The following is a 24,512-nucleotide window of genomic DNA, read 5'->3' as shown; positions in this document are numbered from 1 at the left end:
TTCGCAAAGGGAATGATTTTTTCTGCTCAACTATCTGCGTTGCATTAATCAATCATGGTTAAATCAACTGACGATATTAACAAACTCAGCCGCATCATTCTCGATGCCGCTATGTATGTACACTCCTCGCTTGGGCCTGGACTGCTCGAATCCGCATATGAACATTGCCTATATTTCGAATTACACAGTCGAGGCATTGCTTGCGAAAGGCAACTGGAGCTTCCGATTATGTATCGCGGGCACAGGATTGATGCCGGATATCGCAGTGACCTGCTAGTAGGCGATACCATCATTGTTGAGCTAAAGACAACTGAGCGTATTCTTCCTGTTCACGAGGCCCAGCTTCTATCTTATCTAAAGCTGTCTAACAAACGACTGGGCCTTCTTATTAATTTTAATGCCATCCATCTGAAGGACGGCATCAAGCGGATGGTCAATGAACTCTGAAAACATAACGAATCCCAATGACGATCTCTGCATCTCCTTTGCGAACCTTTGCGACCATGGCGGTAAATAATATGAGCTCGATCCTGAATGAAATTGCCGAATACAAACGCGGCTGGGTGGCCACCTGCAAGCAGAAGCGGTCGCTCGATGCACTACAAACGCTTGCGGCTGCGCGCACACCACTGAACTTTGCCGGCGCCCTGAGCAGCAAGATCTCCGGCAAACAGAATGCAGTCATTGCCGAAGTAAAAAAGGCCAGCCCGTCGAAAGGTATCATTCGGCCCGACTTCGATCCGGTCGCTATTGCCCGCAGCTATGAACGGGGCGGCGCCACCTGCCTGTCGGTTTTAACCGATGTAAAATACTTTCAGGGTGACGATGCCTATGTCAGCAGCATTCGGCAGGCGGTGAAGCTTCCCATTCTGCGCAAGGACTTCATGCTGGACCCATATCAGATTATTGAAGCACGAGCGATGGGAGCAGATGCCATTCTGGTGATTCTGGCTATGGTGGATGATGTACTTGCTGCAGAGCTGACAGCCTGTGCCCGTGAGCAGGGATTAAGCGTATTGCCTGAGGTACATAATCGTGCCGAGCTTGAGAGAGCCATGCAGCTTGATACTGAGCTGATGGGGATCAACAACCGTAACCTGCACACCTTTGAAACCAGCCTGGACACTACCATTGAACTGTTATCTTCCATTAGTGCCGAGCGCACGGTGATTACCGAATCGGGTATCTTTACGGGAGAAGATATCAGGCTGATGAATGATGCAGGCGTCTACGGATTCCTGATCGGTGAATCAATGATGCGCCAGCCTGATCCGGGACAGGCACTCGCCGCACTGATCGGCTGAGAGATTCAAGAAAAAGGGGCGCATTTGCGCCCCTTTTTTGATGAATACTTACTGGTTTGTCAGAACTTCACTGCCCATTACAGGCTCTTCCATCGGTGCGGCGGGAGCAACAGTGTTGGCCGCAGGGGCCGGCTGTGGTGCTCTTGCCTGCGCACTGGCCAGTTGCTCTTCAAAGGCGCTGAACAGATCGTCAGCCACCTTCTGTTTCAGCTGGGCATTGACCCAGTTGTGACCATCATAAACCTGGCCGATCGTACGAATTTCAAGCTGCGACTGTGCATGTCCCTCGACCATGGCCCGCATGACACGCACCACATAGCGATAGCGCACAATTTTGGGACCGCCGCCAAAATCAAACAGGTTGGCAAACATGCTGACCGCATTGCTCTTGCCGGCACCTTTGCGAATCCAGTCGGTCGTCAGTGTACCGGAAGGAGAATCCACACTTTGCACCGGCAGGTTCAGAGCCGTCATCGCATCAATCATGGCGGAGAATACCTGACCCGGATTGGCTTCATATAATTTTGCATCCAGCGCCACATATTTTCCGGCTACAGCCTTGCGATAATTTTCCGGCAAAACCTTGTCGTCAGATACCGTTGCCACACTGTCTGCGGCAGGCACCTCAAGCTCGGCACGCAGCTCAGGCGGCACATCCAGCGGAGCGCGCGCATTTGGCGCAGCGGCATCGCCACCATCGGCATAGGCAGCCTGAGTGCCTTCATCCACACCCCATGCCATTTTCTTTGGCAGGATATCCGAGCATGCCGGGAGTGATAGAGCTACACAAAAGGTGAGGGTCAACAGGGAAATTCGTTTCATAGGCGCAGCATTTAACCCCCTGCAATCTGACAGGTCAATAAGAATCGAGCCGACAGCCAGGGCAATCGCATGAAAAGAGCCAGTCACTTAAAATATTTCACCGCAGAGGAGGCAGAGTTACGCAAAGTAAATGCCGACATAAATAAAATGAACCGCATCCGTCATTTGAGGCCCCGGATACCCGTAGCGCATTCAGCAGCTTATCGCTCAGACTGCCCCATGCTGAATATATTTTCTTTGCGTACCTTCGCGTCCTCTGCGGTGAAAGCCCTTACTGCAAAGAACACTGCGCATTACGTATCACAACAAATGCTCGAATCAACAATAAAAAAGGGAGGAGCCGAAGCTCCTCCCTCTGTTAAACCCATTCCAACCGGAATGAGGTACTTCTTACATCAGAGCTTCGAACTCGATGGTGGTGGTGTTGGTGGTGGTGCCAACTGCAGGAGCTGCAACGGTACCGCCGCCAGAGGTCTTGGCAGAGTTATAGATCAGGTTGATCTCGAAGTTCTGGTAGATCTCATAGAATGCTGCAACCTGAGTGGTAGCAACCTTGGTAGCGATGGTGCCGGCAACGCCGGAGGTCAGCTTGTTGTTAGCAACGCCAATACCGAAGCCCATGTTGTGCAGTGGCTTCAGCTCAGCACGCAGAGACCATGCATCGAACTTGCCGCCAGCAGCAGCGCCGCCGTAGAAGTTGTTAGGAATTGCAGCAGCTGCGTCGGTAGAGGTCTTGCCCTTGGCGTTAGCGAAGTCACCGTAGATACCGAGAGACATATCGCCGATTTCGCCCTGTGCCTGTACGTCAACAAACAGCAGGTCCATAGGAACTGGACCAACACCGGCTACGCCGCCAACTGGTACAGTTGCAGGACGGCCAGCGGTACCGGTAACGGAGCCGAAGCCGATCAGGGTGTCAAAGCCGCCGAGTTCGGTGGTCAGAACGCCACGAACAAGACGTGCAAACTTCAGGCCAACGTTGGTGCCCTGTGCTGCCTGTGGAGCAACCAGAGAGAGCTGCAGGTTGCCCATCTCGTTGCCAACCCACATACCAGCACCGATGGTTGCTGCGTTGAAGCCAGCTGCGTTGATTGCAGACAGGTTGCCACCAGCAAGCTTACCGGAGTGCTGACCGAATACGTTGGAAACTTCCATGATTGCAGAGCCGCCGAAACCGGAGTTGTGCATGCCAGCACCGATCTTGAAGCCACCCATGTCGAAGGAGTTGATGAACTGCCAGTTACCGACGGTAACACCAGCAGCGGCACCAGCACCACCGTTTGCGAACTCAACGAATGCACCGCTGTTGGAGCCGATACGGCCAGCGATCAGGATTGGGGTCTCGGAAGGAACTGCCCAAGCGCCATTGCTGGTCAGACCGGTGGTAGCGGTGTTGGTGTAGTTACCACGAATTACAACGGTAGCGTTCAGTACTGAAGGGATAGAGAGGTTGTCGTCTTCAACCAGAGCCTGCTCACCAACGTCGGTGAAAGAGCCCATCTTGAATGCACGGCCGAAAGCGTTGATAGCCGGGAAGGTCTGGAAGTGGCAGCTCAGGCAAGCAGCGCCGGTCTGGCGAGCGAATGCCGGAATAGCCTCAGAAGTGGTCGGTGCAACTGCAACAGCAGAAACAGCAACAACAGCGAAAGCAGCAGCAGAAAGAAGCATCTTCTTCATGTTGTAATATCCTCGAATATAAATTTGGCTCAGGGAGCCAGTATTAGCTTCGTGGTCAGGGTGCGTATCTTGATCACTGTCGATCAGGCAATCTTCAGTGCGACTCACATCCGCGACTACGATGGTGCGAACAATGTGTGATCCTCCTCACTGGGTCAACATGCCACACTCAGCTATGTGTTTTTTTGCCACACATTGATTTTGCATCTTTGTTTAAACCATGGAGGACACAGCGGTACACGGAGTACAAACAAGTCCACGCTAATTATTATGTAATGAGGAATCATGCCACCCTCGAAGCTATTTCAGTACGCATACCCCAAGGACACCGAAACCAACATGATGCCTTACTCTGCGAAACCCTGCGTACTCTGTGGTAAATGCATTTGACTTTTGTTATATTAAAATCGAGTTTCATTGAGATGCCGCAGGTTTTCGATACGACTCACCCCCTCACCTTTCATCGCCGCCTTTACCGCGGCGACAGCCGCCTGCGCGTGGCACTGGTCGGCCAGCACAACAGCGGCAAGAGCACCATCTTCCAGGCTGTCGCCAGCACCCACTATCGCACGGGGAAACTCTCCGGCACCAACAAAAGCTATGCAGAGTGCCCGGTTCAGATCGGCGCAGATGAAATGCATCTTGTTGAGCTGCCGGCATTGCACTCATTGCGCGGACTGACCGGTGCGGACCTGGAAGCCATGAAGTATCTGCTCTGGGGCGATGAGCGGCCACTTGTTTCCCGCCACGAGCAACATGATCCACCCGCCCCGTTTCCACGGCCGGACATATTGATCCATGTGATTGATGCCAGCGTGCTTGGCCGCAGCCTTGAACTGACGCTGGAGCTGCTGGAACTGGGCCTACCTGTTGTCGTTGCGCTGAATATGATGGATGAGGCCCGCCGCAAGGGTGTCGTCATCGATGTCGAGGCCCTGTCAGCCCGCCTCGGCATTCCGGTCATTCCGACCGTCGCACTGAAAGGCCATGGCCTTGCCACCCTGTTTGACCAGGTTCTGAGCACCGCGCGCCAGGCAATCTGCCCGCTGCCGCAACCGATCGGCTTGCCACTGCAGCCATGGCTGCAACAGATGCGCCACATTCTCTATGGCTCCGATGCATGTGCCGAACATACCCGCACAGCATTTAACCTGCCGGCGGATTTCCTGCTGATGCAACTGCTGGAGCAGGATCCCTATCTTGGCCGGGAGGTCGCCAGCCACTGCCCTGACTTACTGCCGGCCATCGAGGCGCTACACAAAACTGCAGCCAGCGAACTTTCCAGACCGCTGGCGACCGAGGTCGAGGCAGATCGCCACCAGCGCGCCATCAGCATGTTTGAATCCGTTGCAACGATTATGCATCGCCCGGCCACCACCACAGAAGAACGACTGGATATGTTCTTTCTGCACCCCCGCTGGGGGCTGTTCGGCTCACTGGCTGTATTCGCGGCAATTCTGTTTCTGGTATTTGAGGTCAGTGCAACCCTGGATGCCCTGTCGGCGGCACGGTTAGCCACCTGGATCAGCGCATGGCAGCCGGAAACGGCCACAGGTATCATCGGCAGGGCTGTTGCCGACGGACTGATCGGACTGATCGGCATTGTCATTCCCTACATGCTGCCACTCGTACTGATGCTCGTCCTGCTGGAAGAGACCGGCATCATGCAGCGCATCGCTTTTGTCGTGGACCGTTTTTTCCATGCTGTCGGACTGCATGGCAAGGTGGCCGTCCCCTTCCTGCTCGGACTTGGCTGTAACGTCCCCGCCATTGCCGCAACCCGCAGCCTGTGCCATGGGCGTGATCGCGTCATCGCATCACTGCTGATCACCTTTGTCCCGTGCTCAGCCCGTTCAGCCGTGGTGCTGGCGCTCGGGGCCAAATACCTGGGAGCCGCCGGTGTCTTTGCCCTGTTTCTGCTCAACCTGCTGATCATCGCCCTGCTGGGCCGACTGTTATCGCATCGCTATCCGGAGCTGAGTCCCGGCATTATTCAGGAGATTCCCGCCTATGCCTGGCCACGCTGGCACCCTCTCCTCGCCGGCACATGGCAACGCACGAGCGACATACTGACCATTGTCACGCCACTGCTGGTTGCCGGCAGCATCATACTGGCGCTGATGCAGTTTGCCGGCATGGACCAGTGGATCAATACGCTGCTGACGCCAGTGACCGGCTGGATGCTGGGGCTGCCGGTTGCCATGGGCGTACCGATTCTGTTCGGCGTGCTGCGAAAGGAGCTGTCGCTGGCCATGATTTATCAGGCGCTCGGCACATTCGAGATCACTCCGCTGCTGGATCACATTCAGATCACCACATTTCTGGTCTTTCTGCTGTTCTATATTCCATGTGTCTCCACCTTTGCTGTCATGCTGAAGGTGATCGGCAGAAAGGAAGCGCTGTTTTCAATTATTCTGTCGATTGGGGTGGCACTGATTGCCGCAACCTGCGTGCGGATGCTGTTAACGCTTTCCAGCCCTCTGTTCTGACAGAGAGCAGCTGTTTGCCGGCAAGTGTCAGCGCCGTCGAATAGCAGGATCAGCGCGGTGCAAACGCCGGATGCGAATCAGGTCGGCAAACATTTTCATCGGATCCACCAGTATTCTCACTCTGGAGTTCGGCTCATTGACCCAGCGAACCGGTATCTCGACCATGTTTAACCCCAGCGCCTGCGCCAGAAACAGTGCCTCGACATCGAAACTGAAGCCATCAAGCTTCTGGCGGCTGAACACAGCATCGGCCGCCACTGCGGTAAATGCCTTGAAGCCGCACTGCGTATCGGGCATATCGAGCCCGACCATGCCACGCATCAACAGGTTGAACCCCTGCCCCATATGCTCACGCAACCACGACTGATGCTGGGCAATATCGGAGTCAGGATGCTGGCGTGAGGCCACCACCACATCAGCTCCGCCATCGATGGCGGGCATCACCTTGACCACCTCACTGATATGGGTGGCATGATCAGCATCCATAAACAGACGAACCGTGCCGACAGACTCCAGCATGCCACGGCGAACCGCTGCTCCCTTACCGCGATTATGCGGCTGCTGCAAAAGCCTCAGCTCCGGCATGTCGGCGGCAAGCTCACGCACCTTTGCGGAGGTGGCATCGACGCTGCCATCATCCACCACCACGATTTCAAAACTGTCATCAAAATTTGCCTGCAGCCAGGCATAGGCATCCCTAAGGGTTGCCGGCAGACGCTCCTGCTCATTGTAGGCAGGAATGATTACGGAAAGCTTCATCACTCCCCGTTTCTCCCAGATGTCACCAAATAGAGCAAGTAACCGCCCTGATCCACGGCCGGTTGCAGACTGCTTAGCCATGGCAGCTCAGGCCGCGATTCACTGCGTAACATCAGGGCAAACGGTGGCGTCAGCCTGCTCAGGTTACCAGCCCCTTCTGCCCCCAGCTCCATCCTGTAATTACGACCGGCATAGAATGATATGGACGGCGCATTGAGGTTATAGCTGTAAAATGGCATCGCCTCCGGCATCGCCGTAACCTTGTCGACAATCGCCATCGTCGGCGCCTGCATCAATCGGCCGGCGAACCCGCCAGCCCCGACCAGCAGGGTAAACTGCAGCGCCATACCGGTCACCACCAGCGCAAACAGCAGACGGGCACCACTTGCCTGACGGAGCAACCAGACAAGAGCCAGCAGCAACAATCCCCCCATACAGGAGATCAGCAGGGAGGGGCTGATATCCTGAGCCAAAATAGCAACGGCGCGAGGGTGATGCGGCAATGTCTGCAGCCACGGGTAGATCAGCGGCACAGAGATCAGCAGCAATGCAACAGGCACAAGCAGCGACAGGGTCATACGCGTTATACGCCGCGCCGCCATATCATCGGGTACAGCCCGTATCCAGGCCGACGCCAGCAGCAGGGCAACCCCCGGATAAATGCAGGAGATATAGTGTGGCAGCTTGGTCTGCGCAAAGGTAAAAAGAACAATCACCAGTATGATCAAAACCATCGCCAGCCGGCTCAGCATGGTCAGAACATCATCATCCCGACGCTGCTGCCATGCCTGCACGGTGGCCCGGGGCAGAACAGCTAGCCAGGGCAGCACTGAAACGACAAACACCACGATATAGTAGTGCAAGCCACCACCATGCCCCTGCATCGGATGCATCGCCCTGCCAATATTCTGCACCCAGATAAACTCGTACAAAAAGCCCGGTCCATGCTCGATGAGAATCATCAGGTACCAGGGCGTCGCGGTGAGAAAAAACAGGGGAAGTGCGGTAAGCCATGGGATATCAGCCAGCAATTGCCGCAAATGGCCAACCAGCAAACGCTCAGCCACGATCACCATGACCGGCACAACCGCACCAACCGGTCCCTTGATACTGACGGCTGCCCCCATCATCGCAGCCGTCCAGAGGGCGTGCCGACGCTCACCGCCATGCAGCCACAAGGCATAATTCAACAGACACGCGGCAATAAAAAAGTTCAGTACCGCATCAAGGATGGCGGCATGAGCCAGAAACCCCACCTCCAGCATGCTGAGAAATATCGCGGCAGCTGCCAGGCCGAAATGGCGGCTGTGCAATCGGGTCCCGAAATGCAGCAGCAACAGGGCTGTTGCCAGCGTAAACAGCGAGGAAGGCAACCTGGCGGCAAAGGCATTCTCGCCGAAAACAGAGAAACAGAGGTCCATCAGGTAATAGGTAAACGGCGGCTTTTCGAAAAACTGTAATCCGTTGGCGGTGGGAACAATCCACTCACCGTGATGCATCATATCAACAGCGGTCTGGGCATAAATGGTTTCATCATAATCAAACAGAGGTGCAAGCCCCAGCGTTGCGAGAGTCAGCAGCGCCCACATCCAGAGCAGCCAGACAGGGATCGGGTTGGATGATGATGAATGCATCTCCGCAATCTAGAAGACTGCCCAGCTTTGGCAATTCACAGCCTGCATCCGTCACAGCATGAAATTAATTCTCTGCACTGTCGGCCTGTGCTACGTTTACGCATGACTGTAAAAAAATCCCATCTGCTGTTGCTGCTCAAGATGGCACTCACGGCAAGCCTGCTGATTTTTATTGTGCGCACCGTCGACATGCATGATGTCTGGGCCCGAATCATTGAGATTAACCCGCTATGGTTGCTGCTGGCGATCGTACTGGTTGCCGTCGGCTATGCCCTGTGCGGCCTGCGCTGGGCGTGGATTTCGCACGGACTCGGCATAGAGGTTTCACGCCGCCGCAAAATTCGCCTCTATTTTCTGGGTATGTTCGCCAGCCTCTTTCTGCCCTCCACTATTGGTGGTGATGTCGTACGCGGCATTCTTCTTGCCAGGGGAGAGGGGCGTGCCGGCATCGGGGTGACTGCTGCTGCAAGCGTTATTCTTGACCGGGTCAACGGGCTGTATGCCCTTGTGCTGGTACTGACCATCTGCATGGCCATGGTCACCGTGCCTGCATCCGGCTGGTGGAGCTGGCTGGCTCTGGTCAGTGCCATGTGGATCACCATGCCATTGTTGCCACGCTTCACCGCCTGGCTGCCGGCAAAACTGGAAAGGCTGAAATCACTGCCTCTGCGAGATCCGCTGTTCCGGCAGATGTGGTGGAAAAGCATGCCGGTGTCGTTTGTGTTTCAGCTGATCATCATTCAGGCGCATGTCCTGCTGGGCATGGCTGTCGGCCTGCATATGGCATGGCCGGAGTATGCCGTCATGGTGGGACTGGTTGCTGTCATGGCCATGCTGCCAATCTCACTGAATGGATTCGGCGTACGTGAAGCCGGCTATGTCGGCTTTGCTGCCTATTTCGGTGGCGATCAGGCTGCAGCTGCAGCCATGGCTGCACTTTGGGTGATCGTGCTGGCTCTTTCATCGCTGCCGGGTCTGTATGTGTTATGGCGCATGGGCGGCCGCCAGCAGATCGAGGCATCGATGCAGCAGCCATAAGGACTGCCGGTCAGCGGCGCTGCAGCAAACGGTTAAGCAGCCATGCCAGCAACAAACCACTCAGCAGACCCGCTCCATTGGCGGCCAGATCTGCCCACTCACCATAGCGATTCACATAGGGCTGAATCAGCTCAATCGCACCACTCCAGGCAAAAAAGAGCAGAGCCAGCCACGGCCATCCTTGCGGCCGGCGTAGCGCCAGCGGCAACATCAGGGCGCCATAAGCGATATAATGATGAATTTTATCGCTGCCGGGCACATCAGGCAGCTTCTCCATCGGCCACAACGACAGTGTGGTAATCACTGCCAGCAACAGTGAACAAATCAAAAGCCAGCGCTGGCGAATCAACTCAAGCATCATCACTCCATTGTCAGGGCTGCGCCCTCACCGCGCCGATCCGGGATCCCGGTCAACGCCTGGCGACTATGATCGACAAGTATCGCCTCCATATTACCATACGGATGCGCCACCTGTTGCAAAGCATGGCCCCGTTTTTTCAGCTCGGCAGCAACTACATCCGAGAATGCCCCCGCCTCAAACTGCACCACATCAGGTAAAAACTGGTGGTGAAAACGCGGCGCATTGACCCAGCTGTCAGCCGGGGATGCATCCAGCATAAATCCGAGTGTTGCCAGCAACACCATGGAAATAATACGGCTGCCACCGGGCGTACCGACAATCAGGGTTCGCTCCGGTCCGATCACAAACGTCGGTGTCATCGAAGAGAGCATGCGTTTACCTGGCTCAACACTGTTGGCCAGCCCCTGCACCAGACCGTAGGCATTGCCCTTGCCGGGGCGGGTGGCGAAATCATCCATTTCATCGTTGAGCAGAATACCGGTAGATGGCGACACATAAGCGGATCCGAAGCCGTAATTCACCGACAATGTCGCCGACACCATATTGCCATCGCCATCAATAACGGAAAAATGGGTGGTATCCTGCCCCTCACTGAGCATCTCACCGGTACCCTGAATATCCAGCGATGGCGTTGCATGATCCATGGTAATACCGCTGCGCAGCTCGGCAAGGCGCTGCGGCTTGAGATAATCACGTGGTATGGTGACAAAATCAGCATCTCCGAGATAACGGTTGCGATCCCTGTATGCGCGCTTCATCGCCTCAATCAGCAGGTGGTCCCGATCCGCCATGGGCAGCGACTGCAACTGATCATCGCGCAACTGGCCGAAGATGTGGGCCAGCGTCATCCCGCCCGACGATGGCAGTGCTGCAGAAACCACCTGAAAACCGTGATAGTCAAAGGTGACCGGCTGGCGCTCAAGCGCCCGATAACGGGCCAGATCGGCCAGCCGGATCAGGCCACCGTCACGCTGCATATCACGCGCCAGCCTTAATGCCGTTTCACCGCGATAAAAATCGGCCGTGCCATGAGCGGCAAAACGCCTGAGTGTGGCAGCCAGAGCCGGCTGCCGGATCAGCTCCCCTTCATTTTTAAAAAACAGTGCCCGGGCGGCCTCATTGAATGCTTCGTGACGCCACTGAATCATCGATGCCAGACGGGGCGACACGGTAAAGCCATCCTCGGCCAGCCGAATCGCCGGCGCTGTGATCTCGCTCCGCTTAAGCCTGCCATATGTTGTCACCAGCCGCGCCACGCCGGCAGCAAGACCGGGAACCGCTGCCGCCTGTGGCCCGTCGATACTGGATCTGGCGGCAAAAACCTCACCATGCCCGGCCAGGCGGGGCGATGCCTCACGGGCATCAATCATGACAAACCGTTTCTCTTTGGCGATATAGAGCAGAAAAAAGCCTCCGCCCCCCAGACCGGAGGAGCCGGGTTCGACAACCCCCAGAGCCAGAGCTGTCGCAGCTGCCGCATCAAAAGCATTGCCACCCTTTGCAAGCATTTCGATTCCGGCCTGTGCAGCCAGCGGTTGGGCCGCCACCACCATGGCTGAGGGAGCTGTTGCTGTTGCATAAGAAAGCTGAGGCAGACAGAGCAGCAGGACAAAAAAGAAACGGATCACGGCTGAACCCCATACCTGGCCAGCAATCGCAGAATACCGGTTGGCAAAGCCAGCTGTGAAATATCGCTCACCCACTGGCCGGCAGTGATCGGATTGCCGGTCTGGCGCTCTCCATACAAATGCAGGCGACGATGGGTTAACAGATGTACCAGACAGGGTGCTACCGCCGGCTCACTGGCAAGTTCGCGAATCGGTGGCGTCCACAACCCAGCCCATATCTCCTGCTCACCCCGCTGCGTCATCCAGATCCCCCGATCCGGACATATATAAAGATCAATCCGCCAGTGCAGATCCCGCACAGCTCTCTTTTTCACGATCACCGCGTCCATCGGCTGGTCTGCCGACAAACAATAACGGGCAACCGGACAGCTCTGACAGTCTGGCGATGTCGGGGTGCAAACGGTCGCACCCAGCTCCATCATCGCCTGATTCCATATGGCCGGATCACCGGCAAGATCGATTGCCTGCTGTGCCTGCTCCCACAACAAGCGGTCCGTTGCTTCCGGCTGGCCATGCCAGCGGCGGAGTACCCGCTTCACATTGCCATCCAGCACCGGTGTGCGCATACCGTAACAGAACGAGGCGATCGCCCCGGCGGTGGAGCGCCCGATACCTGGCAGTGACATCATGGCAGCAAATTCCTGCGGAAAACGACTGCCAAATCGCTCCACCACATCCGTGGCCGCCTGATGCAAAAAACGGGCCCGCCGGTAGTAACCCAGTCCCTCCCAGGCCTTCAGTACCTGATCAAGCGGTGCCGCAGCAAGTGCTGCAACATCGGGAAACACCTCAAACCACTGCAGATAGCGCGGCAACACGGTTTTGACCTGTGTCTGCTGCAACATGATTTCCGAAACCCAGATATGATACGGATCGGCGGTATGCCTCCATGGCAAATCGCGGGCATGTTGTGCATACCACGCCACCAGCGCCTCACATCGGATGGAAGACAAGCCGATCCTCAACCACCTCGAAGGTCAGGTAGAAACTGACCCGGTCCAGCCCCCACGAAGTGGGTAACACCTTGAACGGAGCCGCCGCATGAATGGCCTCAACAGCGCTCTCGTTAATCTGTGCGATTGGACTCGGATGCAGAATTTCCACTCCGCCCAGATCCCCATTGCGCTCAATCGTCAACTTGATCAGCGAACGTCTGGCATCATCGGTATACCTGTCATAACTGGCCTGACCCGGACGCCACTGCTCCTCCAGCGCCCTGACAAGCGACTGGGCATAAGGGGCGTATTTGGCCTGACGGGTATTAATCGGAATATCCGCCTCCCGGCTCAGCTTCTGCTTCATCAGCCGCTCACGCTGAAAATCGCGGGAAAGTTGTGACAATGCCATTGCAGAAGGCATCAGGCTGGAAAGCGGCGGCACCTCCCTGACCTGCTGCTCCACCACCTGTTTCGGCTCATCCTTACGAGGCTTCTCCTCGCGCGGGGATTGGGTATCGGGCGTATCTCCACGCCTTGCCAGCATGCGGGAGCTCTGCTGCTTAACCGGTGGCGGTGGCGTTTTAGGCGGTGGTGGCGGAGCCGGAGGCTGCTGTCGCTGCTCCCCGCTAAGCGGAGCACGGGCATGGCGTGTCACTGTATCTTCAGCTTGCTTGCTGCCGCCTACAGCATCCCGGTTGGAGATTGTTTTAGCCTTTTCAGGAGCCTTTTTCGCCGGAGTTTTTTCATCATCCAGCAGCACCACATCCATAATCTGCGGCGCATCTTTTTTCGGCAGCGGCTTTTCACTTTGGGTCATACCGATAAACACCGCCAGCAGCACGTGCACGGCAATGGATGCGGTCAGAGAAACACCAAGGCGGCGCTGTTGTGGTTTAATCCTGTATTTCATAGTTCAGCCGGGCGACAATATACAACGCCAGTGCCCCATTTAGCCAGCCGCTGATCGTCGATAGCAGTAACAACGGTGGTAAGGCGTAATAAAGAGCCGGCTGCTGAATAAACAGCCCCTCAACGACAACAAACTGGGCCACCATATGAGTTAGCGCGGCCAGCAGGCTGATACCGATCAGGCTGATACCCGGCAACCATCGCCATGCCAGTACCATGACAACCGCCGCACTGAGCGCTCCGGCCATACTGATCAGAAACGTCGGCGTGAACAGCGTACCGATAAAAAAGGCACCGATCAGGACCCGCCCGACGGCCAGAGCAACCGCCGCCCTCGGCCCCATCCAGACAAGCACCAGCAACGTCACCAGATTGGCCAGTCCCAGTTTGAACCATGGCCCGAGACTCGGCAGTGACGCTTCAAACAGATGCAACCCGACCGCGAGCAGCAGCAGTGCCAGCCAGCGCGCCTTATACTCCAGCGACTGCAGCGATGGTCTCTTTTGACGCATCAACACAGGCTATTCAACAATCGCATCATAGCTGCTGTCTTCACTCCCCTGAATGGTCACAAGGATGTGGTTGGGCACGCAGGCGATGATATCACCGGCATGCCGGTGCGCACCGCTCAACACACAGAGTTGTGTCACACAGGGAGAGGCACTGATGCGAGCCCCCTGCTGGTCAATAATCACCTCACTATCCCCCAGCTCACCGCCGGCCGTCACATGAATAGCAGGTTCACCGGGCCCTGGCAGCGGATAGCTGGCCAGCAAGGTGGAGCCGTGATAGATCATGGCGACAGCCGGTCCTGAAAGCATGACGGCCTGAATCACCCACCATGCAGTCGCAATCAGCAGCAGTGCCAGTGCCAGCAACACGCGATCCGCCCGCGTGCCCTTAAGGGTAACGGAGAGACTTTGCCCCACAGGCTTTTGACGGGTTAGGGTTGCCATGCGGCAATGGTAACAGCAGCCGCCCACTATGATCCAATGGAGCCATATTCATGCACGTATTGATTACCGGGGCCAACCGTGGTCTGGGACTGGGATTTGTCCGCCACTATCTGCAGGCCGGACATCAGGTATGGGCCTGCTACAGAAGCAATCGCGGCGGTCTTGACGACCTTGCCTGTGAAGCTTTGCACCTGCTACGCTGGGATATCGGCGGCGACCAGCCACCTGAGGGAGCACTTCCCGACCATATCGATCTGTTGATCAACAATGCCGGTATTTATGGCGACAGCAAGGGAGGGCAATCGCTTGCCGGCGTCACTTCAGCGGCCATGCTGGATGTATTTAACATCGACTGCATTGGGCCGCTTCGTGTCGTCAAACGACTGCATCAGCGTATGCCAAAGGGCTCCGTCATTGCCAATATCAGCTCAAAAATGGGCTCATCGGCAGATAACAGCAGTGGAGGCACCTATGCCTACCGGGCCGCCAAGGCAGCCCTTGTGATCGTATCCAAATCCATGGCGGTTGATCTCGCACCGGCCGGTGTGCACGTCATCACCCTGCACCCGGGATGGGTTAAAACTGATATGACCCATCAGACTGGACTGATCGATATCACCACCTCGGTGGCCGGCATGAGTCATGTCATCGCACATGCACGCGAATACGCACCGGGCCTGTTCGTTGCCTTTGATGGGCAGGTAGTTCCATACTAACGCCCTAAAAGGAGAGTCAAATGCCCGAGTCATTGCATATTCAGGAACTGATTGATACCTACATCCTGCCATGGAGCATCAATATTGCCCTGGCGCTCGCAATTTTTGTGGTCGGCCGAAAAATTGCCGATGTGCTCCTCAAGCTTGTCGTCACCATGATGAGCAAGGCAGGCATGGATCTCATGCTGGTCACATTCCTGCGCTCGATTCTCAATGCACTGCTGCTGCTGGTCATTGTGATCTCCGCACTCGATCAGCTTGGCGTCAATACCACCTCATTTGTAGCCCTGATCGGTGCTGCCGGACTGGCCGTGGGCCTGGCGCTACAGGACTCGCTGAAAAATTTCGCCTCCGGAGTACTGCTGGTTGTGTTTCGACCGTTCAAGGTCGGTGATACCATTGAAGCAGGCGGAGTATCCGGAGGGGTTGAGGAGATCGGCATCTTCAGCACCACCATTCGCACCGGCGACAATCGCATCATGATTGTGCCCAACGGCTCAATCTACAGCGGCACCATCACCAACAACTCGGCCCGCCCGACACGCCGGATCGATATGGTATTCGGCATCGGTTACGACGCCGACATCAAGAAAGCCAAAGAGATTCTACTGGCGCTGATGGATGCGGATGCGCGTATCCTGAAAGAACCGGCACCGCTGGTTGCCGTAGGTGAGCTGGCCGACTCGAGCGTCAACTTTAACGTCCGTCCGTGGGTAAACACAGGCGACTACTGGGCGGTACGATTTGATTTGAATGAGAAGGTGAAACTGGCCTTTGATGAGGCTGGCATCTCCATTCCGTTCCCGCAAATGGATCTGCACATCACTAAATCAGAATAACTGCCGACAAACAATCCGCATCATTCCCTCTGCCGGCACGGTTGTGCCGACAGAGGGAAGAATCAGTTCACTTTGCGGCGCAGTGCGAACGACAGAGCCTCACCCGGCTCATCGCCCAGGCAATAAACCGAATGCCAGACACAGGTATCCAGATCGCGCTGTGGCAGAAGCAGCGCATCACCCGGCTCCAGCATATAGCCATAACCACGCTCGACGAGATAACCGACAAAAGCGGCACAGCGATCCATCACTGCTTCAACCAGCTCATGATCCGGCTCATCCAGATATGCAGACAGAGCCGCCCGATCCTGCAAAAGCCGGGCAAGCTCCTGACGATCGGCCTCCTCCGGTAATACAGCCCGCAGATCCTCTGCATGCCGGGGATCGGCCACAAATGCCACCAGCTCATCCATGAGCAATGGCTTGGCCAAAGCAAGCCAGAACGTCGAGCCACTTAACTGTGCATAGATCACACCATCATGGCCGCGCTCAACGTCATGATGCATCTGGGCGCCCCCGTTGGGAGCATTAAAATAGACAATGCGCTCTACAAATGCCGGTTCACCATCAAGCACGCCATGCAGCAACTGCAGGATATGTTCATCCGCCGTCACGGCTGCAGACTCCGGAAACAGTGCATCGCACAGCTCACCGGCCCAATGCTGACTTACCGGATCTGCGGCAACATCTTCAAAACCTTCCATACCAAACGAGAAACGGAAACGCAGCGATGCATCCTCATCATGAAAAGAGAGCCATGACGCCTTGCACCACAACCCTTCGGCTACAAGCTCTCCGTCCACTTCAGCATCAAAATAGATCTTCTCAATGCCCTGGCGATCATGCTCCTCCAGCGAGGCGCCAAGTAATGGCAACTGCTGCAAACGACTGCAGTAGGGTTCCTCATCAAAAAAGGAGGCGGCCTCCTCGTTCTCGAGTACCTGCTCCATCAACCGATGGGCCTGGGCGATCTGGCCTGAAAATGGTGCAACATCAACCATGGCAGGCAGCAGCATGGCCTGATCCTGTCGCCAGGCCGTTATCACCGCGGCAGCGGCAGGCATGGACGCCCGCCCGGATGCCGCTACATAGCCAAGCTGAAAACCACGGCGCTGCAATGGCAGCATGCTGTCTCCATCCTCTGGCTGATCGGGAGAAAAATGAATCTGCATTAACGGGGACCTGAGGCCAGAACCTCTTTGGAGACCGCACCCTGAAACGGTGCAAACGCCTCCTTGAAGCTGGTCGCAAGCTTCTCTGCTGTAACCCTGTACTCCATCGCATCGCTCCAGGTCGTAATCGGATCAAGTGTATCCGGCATAAACAACCCGAAAATCGGATGGCGCTGGTACTTGATATCATCAAGATGACCGGCCAATGCTGCCGAAAGCAACGTACGCGTCAAACCGATATCCATGCGCTCACCCACGCCGTAAGGGCCTCCGCTCCAGCCGGTATTCAGCAACCAGCATTTCACATGACCTGCGCGAATCTTTTCACCAAGCATACGGGCATAAATCACCGGGTGACGAGCCATAAACGGTGCACCAAAACATGGGCTGAAGGTGGCGACCGGTTCAGCCACACCAATCTCTGTGCCGGGAATCTTGGCGGTGTAGCCAAGCAGGAAGTAATACATCGCCTGTTCAGGGGTGAGCCTCGACAAGGCAGGCAAAACACCGAAAGCATCGGCGGTCAGCATGACAATATTCTTTGGCGCTTTGCCGACACCGGGATAAATGGCATTGGGAATGGCCTGAATCGGATAGGAGGCGCGGCTGTTCGGTGTCAGGCTCACGTCATCGAAATCGACCCGGCGTGTGGTCATATCCAGACGCACATTCTCCAGAATCGTGCCGAAACGATGGGTCGCCGAATGAATGAGCGGCTCCTTTTCTTCCGACAGGTGGTCGACCTTGGCATAGCAGCCACCCTCAAAATTGAAGACGGCATTCCGGCTCCAGCCATGCTCGTCATCACCGATCAGCTTGCGCGACGGATCCGATGAAAGGGTGGTTTTACCGGTACCGGAGAGGCCGAAAAAGACGGCGACATCGGCCGGATCATCGCCGACGTTCACAGCCGCATGCATCGGCAACACATCCTGCTCAGGCAGCAGGTAATTCATGATGGTGAAAATCGATTTCTTGATCTCGCCCGCATAGGAGGTCCCGCCAATCAATGCAATACGCCGGCTAAGGTGCAAAATCACAAACGCTTCAGAGTTGGTGTGATCGATACTCGGCATGGCATGGAAATGCGGCACATGAATCACGGTAAAATCGGGCTCGGTAATGGTAATCTCGCGACCGAGATCGACCGGGCGAACAAACATGGTACGGGCAAACAGCGCGTGCCAAGCATCCTGGGTAATCACACGTACCGGCTTTTCATAATGAGAGTCAGCACCGACAAGACAATCCTCTACATAAACCTGCTGACCATCCATATAGCCACGTACACGATCAAGCAATGCATCAAACTGGTCTTCCGGCATCGCCTTGTTGAATTCACCCCACCAGACCTTGTCGTGCGTAGCCGGTTCATCAACAATGAACTTGTCTTTCACTGCCCGCCCGGTGAAATGACCTGTACGAACCACCAGCGCGCCCATATGGGCAAGATGCCCCTCACACCGGCGAATCGCATGTTCATACAAACTTGGCGTCGGCAGGTTCCAGTGCACGCTCTCAAGATTTTTCAGCCCCAGGTGGCTCATGGCCAGCTCTTCGGTAATGCGTTGTGCTGTGTATGGCATGTATCCTCTCCCGTATACGTTAACCCTTGCGATACAATCAGGCCCCACTGCTCGATCGCCGGACTTGTCCCCCGCTGCAAACCTCAATCATTGAGATTAAAACAACAAGCCACAACCATGATTTTTATATGACTATTACGCTGGCGCAGCAGCAAAGTTCAGGCCAGCGCCGGAAACAACCCCTTGATTCCATTGGCCATGATCTCAATAGCAATCGCCGCAAGAATCAATCCCATAATACGGGTAAAAATATTAATCCCTGTCGAGCTGATATGGCGACCGATCCATGGTGCAAGACGCAAAGCCCCCCAAACCAGCAGACTCAGCAAGACGATCCCAACAGCAATGGCGAGCATATGGCCAATACCGCCGGACTTGTGCGAGGCAAGAATCACGGTACTGATCGCGCCAGGGCCGGCCAGCAATGGCATCGCCAGTGGCACAATTGCAACCGACTCCTTGGCGATCGATTCGCCGGCCTCCTCCTCTGTTTGTCTGATCGGACTGTTTTTGGCATGCAACATGGCTATCGCCATCAATAAAATAAGAATACCGCTCCCTACCCGGAACGAATCGATGGTAATGCCGAAAAACTGTAGCAGCAGATCACCAAAAAACAGGGTCGCCAACAATATAGCCGCGACTCCGACAGCAACCATGTGAATGGTCTGGCGGCGCTGGGCACTGCTTTCATCCGCCGTCATGCTGATAAACAGAGGTATGGCGCCGATCGGATTGACGACAGCCAGTAAACTGACGAATATCTTAATGTACTCTGCGTAATCAAGCATATTCATGATACTCAACATTCATGACTCAATGAGCAAGGGTTGTCAGCAACGCTGATCGGCAGAACAGTCGACTACTGAAGAAATCAGCAGTCCCCCGGGAGAGTGGCATGTCCGTGCCTTTAGCGTATATCGGCGTCATAATGATATGGAGCACAACACCCCTCGCCATTCTGTGGAGCGGTGAAGGCGCGGGCTTTATCTTTGGCCTGGCCAGCCGGATGAGTATCGGAGCCATTCTGGCACTGCTGACCGCGGCAGTGTTTGGCTACAGGCTGAAACGTAACCACCCTGCATTGCAGGCCTATATGGCCGCAGGGCTGGGCATATACGGCTCAATGTTGCCGGTATACTGGGCCGCGCAGTACATTCCTTCCGGCTGGGTGTCACTGCTTTTTGGCATGACACCGCTGTTTACCAGCCTGATGGCTCTTCGCCATCTGGAGGGAGAAACACTGACCGCCAGAAAACTTACAGGCATGCTGCTTGGCGTGGCCGGTCTGGCTGCAATTTTCGCCACTGCCATTGAGATTAACAGCCATGCTGCAGCCGGGATCTGTGCCGTCCTTCTGTCAGTCGTGATTCATTCGGCCAGTGCCGTCGGCATCAAACGGATCAATGCCGACATCCCGTCCATTGTACTGACATCCGGTGGACTGGCTATCGCGGCACCACTGCTGCTGGTGACCTGGCTGCTCGCCGGACCATCGTTACCGGCAGAGATTCCGGCCAAAACAGCCGGTGCAATTATATACCTGGCCATATTCGGCTCCGTGCTCGGCTTTGCCCTCTACTACCATGTACTCAAGCATGTACAGGCAACACGCGTCGCCCTGATCACCCTGATTACACCTGTCATGGCGCTGATGCTCGGTCACATACTTAACGACGAGCCGCTGAACGGGAAAATCGTAACGGGAGCCTTCATGATACTGGCCGGACTGCTGCTGTTTGAATCAAAACGGAGACCCGGCAAGTAAAGAACGATCCGACCTCCACAACGGCTCGCTCCATTGATGGCGGGCACGGATCCCCTGCTCATCGCTGCAGGCAGACGCCAGAAGGGCCCTGCCTTACTTATCCGCCATCGCCTTGGCAAAGGCTGCGGCCAAGGCTCCCTGCGGCGGCTTTTTCTGCTCTTCCAGCTTCTTTTTGACCTGTTCTTTTGCCGTTTTCGGCGCTTTCTCCTGTGGCGCTTCGCGACGTTTATCCTTGCCTGAACGCTCGCGCTGATGCTTTTCACCGGCAGCAGGCCTCTCATCACGGCGCTTCTCCTGCGCCCGCCCGCCTGGCGCAGCCTCGCCTTCGGTTTTCGCTCCCGGCTGATCATCCATCCGCATGGTCAGTGAAATCCGTTTGCGCCTGCTGTCCACCTCCAGCACCTTCACCTGCACCACATCACCCGTTTTAACAACCTTGCGGGGATCATCGATAAACTGTGTCGTCAGTGCGGAAATATGCACCAGGCCATCCTGATGCACGCCGATGTCCACAAAGGCGCCAAAGTTAGCCACATTGGTTACAACCCCCTCAAGAATCATGCCCGGACGCAAATCATGCAGCTCTTTCACGCCGGACTTGAATTTTGCCGTCCGGAACAACGGGCGGGGATCCCGTCCCGGCTTCTCCAGCTCCTGCAAAATATCACGTACCGTCAGAACACCGAAACGCTCATCAGCAAAATCCTCGGCCTTCAGGGTCTGCAGCAGCTCGCTGTTGCCCATCAACTCGTTCACCTGCTTGCCGGTCGCCTCCACAACCCGTTGAACCACCGGGTAGGCTTCGGGGTGCACACCGGAAGCATCCAGCGGATTATCACCTTTCCGGATGCGCATGAAGCCGGCTGCCTGCTCAAAACTTTTCGGACCAATGCCCTGCACCTTGAGAATCTGCTGACGATTCCGGAATGCTCCCTGAGCATCCCGGAAGCTGATGACATTGTCCGCTACAGCACGACTCAGTCCGGCCACATGGCTGAGCAACGCTGCCGATGCGGTATTGATATCCACACCCACATGATTCACGCAATCTTCCACCACGCCATCAAGGGTACGCGCAAGCAAGGGTTGGCTGACATCATGCTGATACTGACCAACGCCAATGGATTTAGGCTCGATTTTGACAAGCTCGGCCAGCGGGTCCTGCAAGCGGCGCGCAATCGAGACAGCACCGCGCAGTGAAACATCCAGATTGGGAAACTCTTTGGCAGCGACTTCAGATGCGGAATAGACCGATGCACCGGCCTCGGACACCATGACCTGAGTCAGCTGTAATTGCGGGAATCGCTCGCGCAACTCCTTGACCAGGGTTTCGGTCTCGCGTGAACCGGTACCATTACCAATGGACACCAGATCAACACGGTGTTTGTCGGCCAGCACAGCCAGCGCAGCAATCGCCTCATCCCAACGCTTTGCCGGCGCATGCGGGTAGATCGTTGCAGTATCAACCACCTTGCCGGTTGAATCGACAACGGCCACCTTCACACCTGTACGCAGCCCAGGATCCAGCCCCATCGTTGCACGCTGCCCGGCCGGTGCCGCCAGCATCAGGTCACGCAGGTTATTGGCGAATACCCTGATCGCTTCCGTTTCCGCCTTCTGCTTTAACTCGGCAAACAAATCTGTCTCCAGACGTTTAAACAACCTGGTTTTCCATGCTGCGGCAACACTATCGAGCAACCAGCGATCAGAAGCCCGACCACGATCGGCGATTCTGAAATGACTGGCCATCACTGACTCACAATGGCCGACACCTTCATCTGCATGAGCGTTTTCCTGTATTTTCACTGTGAGGATGCCCTCATTCCGACCACGGAACAGAGCCAGCGCCCGATGCGACGGCACCCGCTTCCACGGCTCGCTATATGAGAAGTAGTCGCCGAACTTGGCCCCCTCCTCTTCCTTGCCACTGGCCACACTGCTTACAACCACAGCATTACGGCTGAGGTAATCACGCAAGCGCCCGATCAGATCAGCATCCTCACTAAAGTGCTCAATCAATATCTGCCGGGCTCCCTCAAGAGCCGCCTCGGCACTGTCGATACCCGCCTCACTGCGAACAAACTGTTCGGCCACAAGCAGCGGGTTCTGCGCCGGATCTGAAAGCAGACCGAGAGCCAGTGGTTCAAGGCCTGCCTCACGGGCAATCTGGGCTTTGGTTCGACGCTTCGGCTTGAATGGGAGATAGAGATCCTCCAGCCGGGCCATGGTTTCCGCACCCCTGATCGCCTTTTCCAGTGCAGCAGTTAGCTTCTCCTGCTCCGAGACAGACTTGAGTATTGTCGCACGGCGGGCCTCCAGCTCACGCAGATAGCGCAGGCGCTCCTCAAGCTGGCGCAACTGTGTGTCATCCAGGCTGCCCGTCACTTCTTTACGGTAGCGGGCAATAAACGGCACGGTTGCTCCACCATCGAGCAAACCTATCGCGGCAGCAACCTGCCGCTCATGCACGCTCAGCTCCTGCGCAATACGCTGTTCAATACGCATGTGTTCTCCTGAAACAAAAATGGAAAAAATATCATCGGGATGAGAATGGAAACCGGCGCCAGTTTATAGTCAGATTTCAAGAATGAAATGACAACAGAAAAGCCCCGGGTATTAGCCGGGGCTTTTGAGCTGTTCTGGTGAATTTAGTGTCCGGGGGGATCGGGAGGGAGGGGAGGGAGATCCGCCCCGGACATGGCGAACAATAGACCTTCAGCATGAGAAATCCGTGAATCGATCATTAATATTAGTTTATGATTATACAATAATTACGATAGAGCGCGCAGATCCAGTCGGCCACGGTGCATGGGCGGGCACCAGAAGTAACAACCTGAAAGCGGACGGGTAAAACCGAACAGGCCGTCAACCACCCCGTCATCGGCCCCCACCATACGCCGCAAAAGCATCTCGAACGGGTCAAACGAGCGCGCAAAGGCAACAAAGACAAGTCCGCCCTGCTGGCCACGGGACCAGGGCATGGAGCGACGAAGAATAAATGCTTCCGGATCAAAGCTTTCCTGGGCCGTGCGTTTTACATGCGCCGAGGCGGGCGCATCATCAATCTCTTCATTGCTGTCACGATAGCGGCCAATGACATGATCCCGCTCTAGCGCTGACATCTTCTCAAGCCGGGAGAAATCATGCAGCCACTGCTGTACAGCAACAAAGCTGGAGCCATCCATGCCCGCACCGGCACCACTGACAATGGCAACGTCTGCCATCTTCTCTCCCACAGGATTCTCGGTGCCATCTTCATAGCCACTAAGGTCACGGCCGCCATCGAACATGAATACATCCACGGAGTCGGTCAGACACAAGGCAGGAGCCAGAGCATGCTCCACTCGTCTGCCGATATGCAGCAATGCCCCGCGGTCATCACCGCGCAACCAGCACCATAGTGCTGCAGGCGTTGAGGGCACCTCGAACCCCTGACCGGCCACCGGTGGAAAGACCCGAAGCTCTGCAAGATCATATCCCATGGCCAGAACAAGCGACTGCCCCAGCCCCACCACTACAGTCTCGCCATCTGCCAGCTCACTGATTGCCTGCAATGCCGGCCTCAGATCGTGACCCGGCATCAGGGAAAACAGCAAATGGCGTCCGACCTGTGGTACATCTGCCAATATTCCCCGTTGAACATTTATCATACAGCCTCCCGGTTACAGATCACTCATCATACAGCCTTGATTGAAGCGCGATTGAAGCACGATATCAATGGCCAATGTCCGCCGCCGCCACCATTTCTGCTACAGGAGCACACACCGGGCACAGAATTCATGGACTTAATCCGACATTATTTCATCATGCGGGACTTATAACCGGTAGCGGGAAATGCCATAACTTTCTGATTGTTGTTTCCACTCTCCTCTATCGGCCATATTGCCTCGCCACTATCGATAATGGAGCCTCCCTC

Annotated in this window: 22 protein-coding genes; 7 read left to right on the top strand and 15 right to left on the bottom strand. The window is 55.9% G+C overall.

Annotated features, from left to right (window positions below):
* The first annotated feature begins 54 nt into the window (after positions 1-54).
* Together FEF65_RS08265 and trpC are read left to right on the top strand one after the other, a co-directional pair.
* Positions 55-447: a GxxExxY protein gene (locus FEF65_RS08265; protein WP_138239336.1), complete on the top strand. Its 393-nt coding sequence runs from the start codon at positions 55-57 to the stop codon at positions 445-447.
* A 71-nt stretch (positions 448-518) separates the two neighbouring features.
* Positions 519-1,304 carry an indole-3-glycerol phosphate synthase TrpC gene (gene trpC / locus FEF65_RS08260; protein WP_138239465.1) on the top strand — a complete coding sequence of 262 codons (786 nt, stop codon included), beginning with the start codon at positions 519-521 and terminating at the stop codon, positions 1,302-1,304.
* Between the two features lie 48 nt (positions 1,305-1,352).
* On the opposite strand, the gene FEF65_RS08255 is transcribed toward trpC, so the two are convergent.
* Positions 1,353-2,126: a hypothetical protein gene (locus FEF65_RS08255; protein ID WP_138239335.1), complete on the bottom strand. Its 774-nt coding sequence runs from the start codon at positions 2,124-2,126 to the stop codon at positions 1,353-1,355.
* A 390-nt stretch (positions 2,127-2,516) separates the two neighbouring features.
* On the bottom strand, positions 2,517-3,911 hold the full coding sequence (locus FEF65_RS08250) for a hypothetical protein (protein ID WP_138239334.1): 1,395 nt from the start codon (positions 3,909-3,911) through the stop codon (positions 2,517-2,519).
* A 314-nt stretch (positions 3,912-4,225) separates the two neighbouring features.
* On the opposite strand from FEF65_RS08250, the gene feoB reads away from it, so the two are divergent.
* On the top strand, positions 4,226-6,292 hold the full coding sequence (gene feoB / locus FEF65_RS08245) for a ferrous iron transport protein B (protein ID WP_138239464.1): 2,067 nt from the start codon (positions 4,226-4,228) through the stop codon (positions 6,290-6,292).
* Positions 6,293-6,319: 27 nt separating this feature from the next.
* Here the strand turns inward: feoB and FEF65_RS08240 are convergent, their stop codons facing one another.
* Both FEF65_RS08240 and FEF65_RS08235 read right to left on the bottom strand, forming a co-directional pair.
* Entirely contained in the window at positions 6,320-7,051 is a 732-nt protein-coding gene (locus tag FEF65_RS08240) for a dolichyl-phosphate beta-glucosyltransferase (protein ID WP_138239333.1), read from the bottom strand.
* On the bottom strand, positions 7,051-8,685 hold the full coding sequence (locus FEF65_RS08235) for an ArnT family glycosyltransferase (RefSeq protein ID WP_138239332.1): 1,635 nt from the start codon (positions 8,683-8,685) through the stop codon (positions 7,051-7,053). The genes FEF65_RS08240 and FEF65_RS08235 overlap by 1 nt, the downstream gene beginning before the upstream one ends.
* A gap of 102 nt (positions 8,686-8,787) precedes the next feature.
* Between FEF65_RS08235 and FEF65_RS08230 the strand changes: the two genes are divergently transcribed.
* Positions 8,788-9,723: a lysylphosphatidylglycerol synthase transmembrane domain-containing protein gene (locus FEF65_RS08230; protein ID WP_138239331.1), complete on the top strand. Its 936-nt coding sequence runs from the start codon at positions 8,788-8,790 to the stop codon at positions 9,721-9,723.
* A gap of 10 nt (positions 9,724-9,733) precedes the next feature.
* Here FEF65_RS08230 and FEF65_RS08225 read toward each other — a convergent pair whose 3' ends face one another.
* The 6 genes from FEF65_RS08225 to FEF65_RS08200 all read right to left on the bottom strand — a co-directional run bounded on the left by FEF65_RS08225 (position 9,734) and on the right by FEF65_RS08200 (position 14,515).
* The gene (locus tag FEF65_RS08225; RefSeq protein WP_138239330.1) at positions 9,734-10,081 is read right to left on the bottom strand and encodes a VanZ family protein; all 348 of its coding nucleotides are present in this window, start codon (positions 10,079-10,081) and stop codon (positions 9,734-9,736) included.
* A 2-nt stretch (positions 10,082-10,083) separates the two neighbouring features.
* Positions 10,084-11,637: a gamma-glutamyltransferase gene (gene ggt, locus FEF65_RS08220; RefSeq protein ID WP_138239463.1), complete on the bottom strand. Its 1,554-nt coding sequence runs from the start codon at positions 11,635-11,637 to the stop codon at positions 10,084-10,086.
* A gap of 71 nt (positions 11,638-11,708) precedes the next feature.
* On the bottom strand, positions 11,709-12,665 hold the full coding sequence (locus FEF65_RS08215) for an A/G-specific adenine glycosylase (RefSeq protein WP_238701269.1): 957 nt from the start codon (positions 12,663-12,665) through the stop codon (positions 11,709-11,711).
* Positions 12,646-13,560, bottom strand: a complete 915-nt coding sequence (locus FEF65_RS08210; RefSeq protein WP_138239329.1) for a TonB C-terminal domain-containing protein — start codon at positions 13,558-13,560, stop codon at positions 12,646-12,648. Before FEF65_RS08210 ends, FEF65_RS08215 begins: the two co-directional genes overlap by 20 nt.
* A complete protein-coding gene (locus FEF65_RS08205; RefSeq protein WP_238701268.1) occupies positions 13,544-14,071 on the bottom strand; it encodes a Gx transporter family protein in 528 nt (175 codons plus the stop codon). The genes FEF65_RS08210 and FEF65_RS08205 overlap by 17 nt, the downstream gene beginning before the upstream one ends.
* A gap of 9 nt (positions 14,072-14,080) precedes the next feature.
* Positions 14,081-14,515, bottom strand: a complete 435-nt coding sequence (locus FEF65_RS08200; RefSeq protein WP_138239327.1) for a NusG domain II-containing protein — start codon at positions 14,513-14,515, stop codon at positions 14,081-14,083.
* A 50-nt stretch (positions 14,516-14,565) separates the two neighbouring features.
* Here FEF65_RS08200 and FEF65_RS08195 point away from each other — a divergent pair, with 50 nt between their 5' ends.
* Together FEF65_RS08195 and FEF65_RS08190 are read left to right on the top strand one after the other, a co-directional pair.
* Complete coding sequence (locus FEF65_RS08195) at positions 14,566-15,231, top strand: SDR family oxidoreductase (RefSeq protein ID WP_138239326.1); 666 nt, start codon at positions 14,566-14,568, stop codon at positions 15,229-15,231.
* A gap of 20 nt (positions 15,232-15,251) precedes the next feature.
* Positions 15,252-16,070 (top strand): mechanosensitive ion channel family protein, encoded by an 819-nt coding sequence (locus FEF65_RS08190; protein WP_138239325.1) that lies wholly within the window; start codon positions 15,252-15,254, stop codon positions 16,068-16,070.
* Positions 16,071-16,132: 62 nt separating this feature from the next.
* On the opposite strand, the gene FEF65_RS08185 is transcribed toward FEF65_RS08190, so the two are convergent.
* The 3 genes from FEF65_RS08185 to FEF65_RS08175 all read right to left on the bottom strand — a co-directional run bounded on the left by FEF65_RS08185 (position 16,133) and on the right by FEF65_RS08175 (position 19,619).
* A complete protein-coding gene (locus tag FEF65_RS08185; RefSeq protein ID WP_238701266.1) occupies positions 16,133-17,197 on the bottom strand; it encodes a hypothetical protein in 1,065 nt (354 codons plus the stop codon).
* 44 nt (positions 17,198-17,241) lie between these two features.
* Entirely contained in the window at positions 17,242-18,828 is a 1,587-nt protein-coding gene (pckA, locus tag FEF65_RS08180; protein ID WP_138239323.1) for a phosphoenolpyruvate carboxykinase (ATP), read from the bottom strand.
* A 158-nt stretch (positions 18,829-18,986) separates the two neighbouring features.
* On the bottom strand, positions 18,987-19,619 hold the full coding sequence (locus FEF65_RS08175; RefSeq protein ID WP_138239461.1) for a YchE family NAAT transporter: 633 nt from the start codon (positions 19,617-19,619) through the stop codon (positions 18,987-18,989).
* Positions 19,620-19,726: 107 nt separating this feature from the next.
* Between FEF65_RS08175 and FEF65_RS08170 the strand changes: the two genes are divergently transcribed.
* A complete protein-coding gene (locus tag FEF65_RS08170; RefSeq protein ID WP_138239322.1) occupies positions 19,727-20,596 on the top strand; it encodes a DMT family transporter in 870 nt (289 codons plus the stop codon).
* A 93-nt stretch (positions 20,597-20,689) separates the two neighbouring features.
* Here the strand turns inward: FEF65_RS08170 and FEF65_RS08165 are convergent, their stop codons facing one another.
* Together FEF65_RS08165 and FEF65_RS08160 are read right to left on the bottom strand one after the other, a co-directional pair.
* Positions 20,690-23,101: a Tex family protein gene (locus tag FEF65_RS08165; protein WP_138239321.1), complete on the bottom strand. Its 2,412-nt coding sequence runs from the start codon at positions 23,099-23,101 to the stop codon at positions 20,690-20,692.
* A 266-nt stretch (positions 23,102-23,367) separates the two neighbouring features.
* Positions 23,368-24,246, bottom strand: coding sequence for a Dyp-type peroxidase (locus FEF65_RS08160; protein WP_138239320.1), 879 nt, complete (start codon positions 24,244-24,246; stop codon positions 23,368-23,370).
* Between the last annotated feature and the right edge of the window lie 266 nt (positions 24,247-24,512).

The organism is Mariprofundus erugo (genome assembly GCF_005818865.1).
In the GTDB taxonomy this organism is placed as follows: Bacteria; Pseudomonadota; Zetaproteobacteria; order Mariprofundales; family Mariprofundaceae; genus Mariprofundus; species Mariprofundus erugo.
This window is presented reverse-complemented; position numbering and strand designations above follow the sequence as displayed.

Excerpts from the sequence above, each read along its gene's own strand:
- FEF65_RS08265 (WP_138239336.1), top strand. The coding sequence starts at position 55 with ATGGTTAAATCAACTGACGATATTAACAAACTCAGCCGCATCATTCTC.
- trpC (WP_138239465.1), top strand. The coding sequence starts at position 519 with ATGAGCTCGATCCTGAATGAAATTGCCGAATACAAACGCGGCTGGGTG.
- FEF65_RS08255 (WP_138239335.1), bottom strand. The coding sequence starts at position 2,126 with ATGAAACGAATTTCCCTGTTGACCCTCACCTTTTGTGTAGCTCTATCA.
- feoB (WP_138239464.1), top strand. The coding sequence starts at position 4,226 with ATGCCGCAGGTTTTCGATACGACTCACCCCCTCACCTTTCATCGCCGC.
- FEF65_RS08240 (WP_138239333.1), bottom strand. The coding sequence starts at position 7,051 with ATGAAGCTTTCCGTAATCATTCCTGCCTACAATGAGCAGGAGCGTCTG.
- FEF65_RS08235 (WP_138239332.1), bottom strand. The coding sequence starts at position 8,685 with ATGCATTCATCATCATCCAACCCGATCCCTGTCTGGCTGCTCTGGATG.
- FEF65_RS08230 (WP_138239331.1), top strand. The coding sequence starts at position 8,788 with ATGACTGTAAAAAAATCCCATCTGCTGTTGCTGCTCAAGATGGCACTC.
- FEF65_RS08225 (WP_138239330.1), bottom strand. The coding sequence starts at position 10,081 with ATGCTTGAGTTGATTCGCCAGCGCTGGCTTTTGATTTGTTCACTGTTG.
- ggt (WP_138239463.1), bottom strand. The coding sequence starts at position 11,637 with ATGGTGGTGGCGGCCCAACCGCTGGCTGCACAGGCCGGAATCGAAATG.
- FEF65_RS08210 (WP_138239329.1), bottom strand. The coding sequence starts at position 13,560 with ATGAAATACAGGATTAAACCACAACAGCGCCGCCTTGGTGTTTCTCTG.
- FEF65_RS08205 (WP_238701268.1), bottom strand. The coding sequence starts at position 14,071 with ATGCGTCAAAAGAGACCATCGCTGCAGTCGCTGGAGTATAAGGCGCGC.
- FEF65_RS08200 (WP_138239327.1), bottom strand. The coding sequence starts at position 14,515 with ATGGCAACCCTAACCCGTCAAAAGCCTGTGGGGCAAAGTCTCTCCGTT.
- FEF65_RS08195 (WP_138239326.1), top strand. The coding sequence starts at position 14,566 with ATGCACGTATTGATTACCGGGGCCAACCGTGGTCTGGGACTGGGATTT.
- FEF65_RS08190 (WP_138239325.1), top strand. The coding sequence starts at position 15,252 with ATGCCCGAGTCATTGCATATTCAGGAACTGATTGATACCTACATCCTG.
- FEF65_RS08185 (WP_238701266.1), bottom strand. The coding sequence starts at position 17,197 with ATGCTGCCATTGCAGCGCCGTGGTTTTCAGCTTGGCTATGTAGCGGCA.
- pckA (WP_138239323.1), bottom strand. The coding sequence starts at position 18,828 with ATGCCATACACAGCACAACGCATTACCGAAGAGCTGGCCATGAGCCAC.
- FEF65_RS08175 (WP_138239461.1), bottom strand. The coding sequence starts at position 19,619 with ATGCTTGATTACGCAGAGTACATTAAGATATTCGTCAGTTTACTGGCT.
- FEF65_RS08170 (WP_138239322.1), top strand. The coding sequence starts at position 19,727 with ATGTCCGTGCCTTTAGCGTATATCGGCGTCATAATGATATGGAGCACA.
- FEF65_RS08165 (WP_138239321.1), bottom strand. The coding sequence starts at position 23,101 with ATGCGTATTGAACAGCGTATTGCGCAGGAGCTGAGCGTGCATGAGCGG.
- FEF65_RS08160 (WP_138239320.1), bottom strand. The coding sequence starts at position 24,246 with ATGATAAATGTTCAACGGGGAATATTGGCAGATGTACCACAGGTCGGA.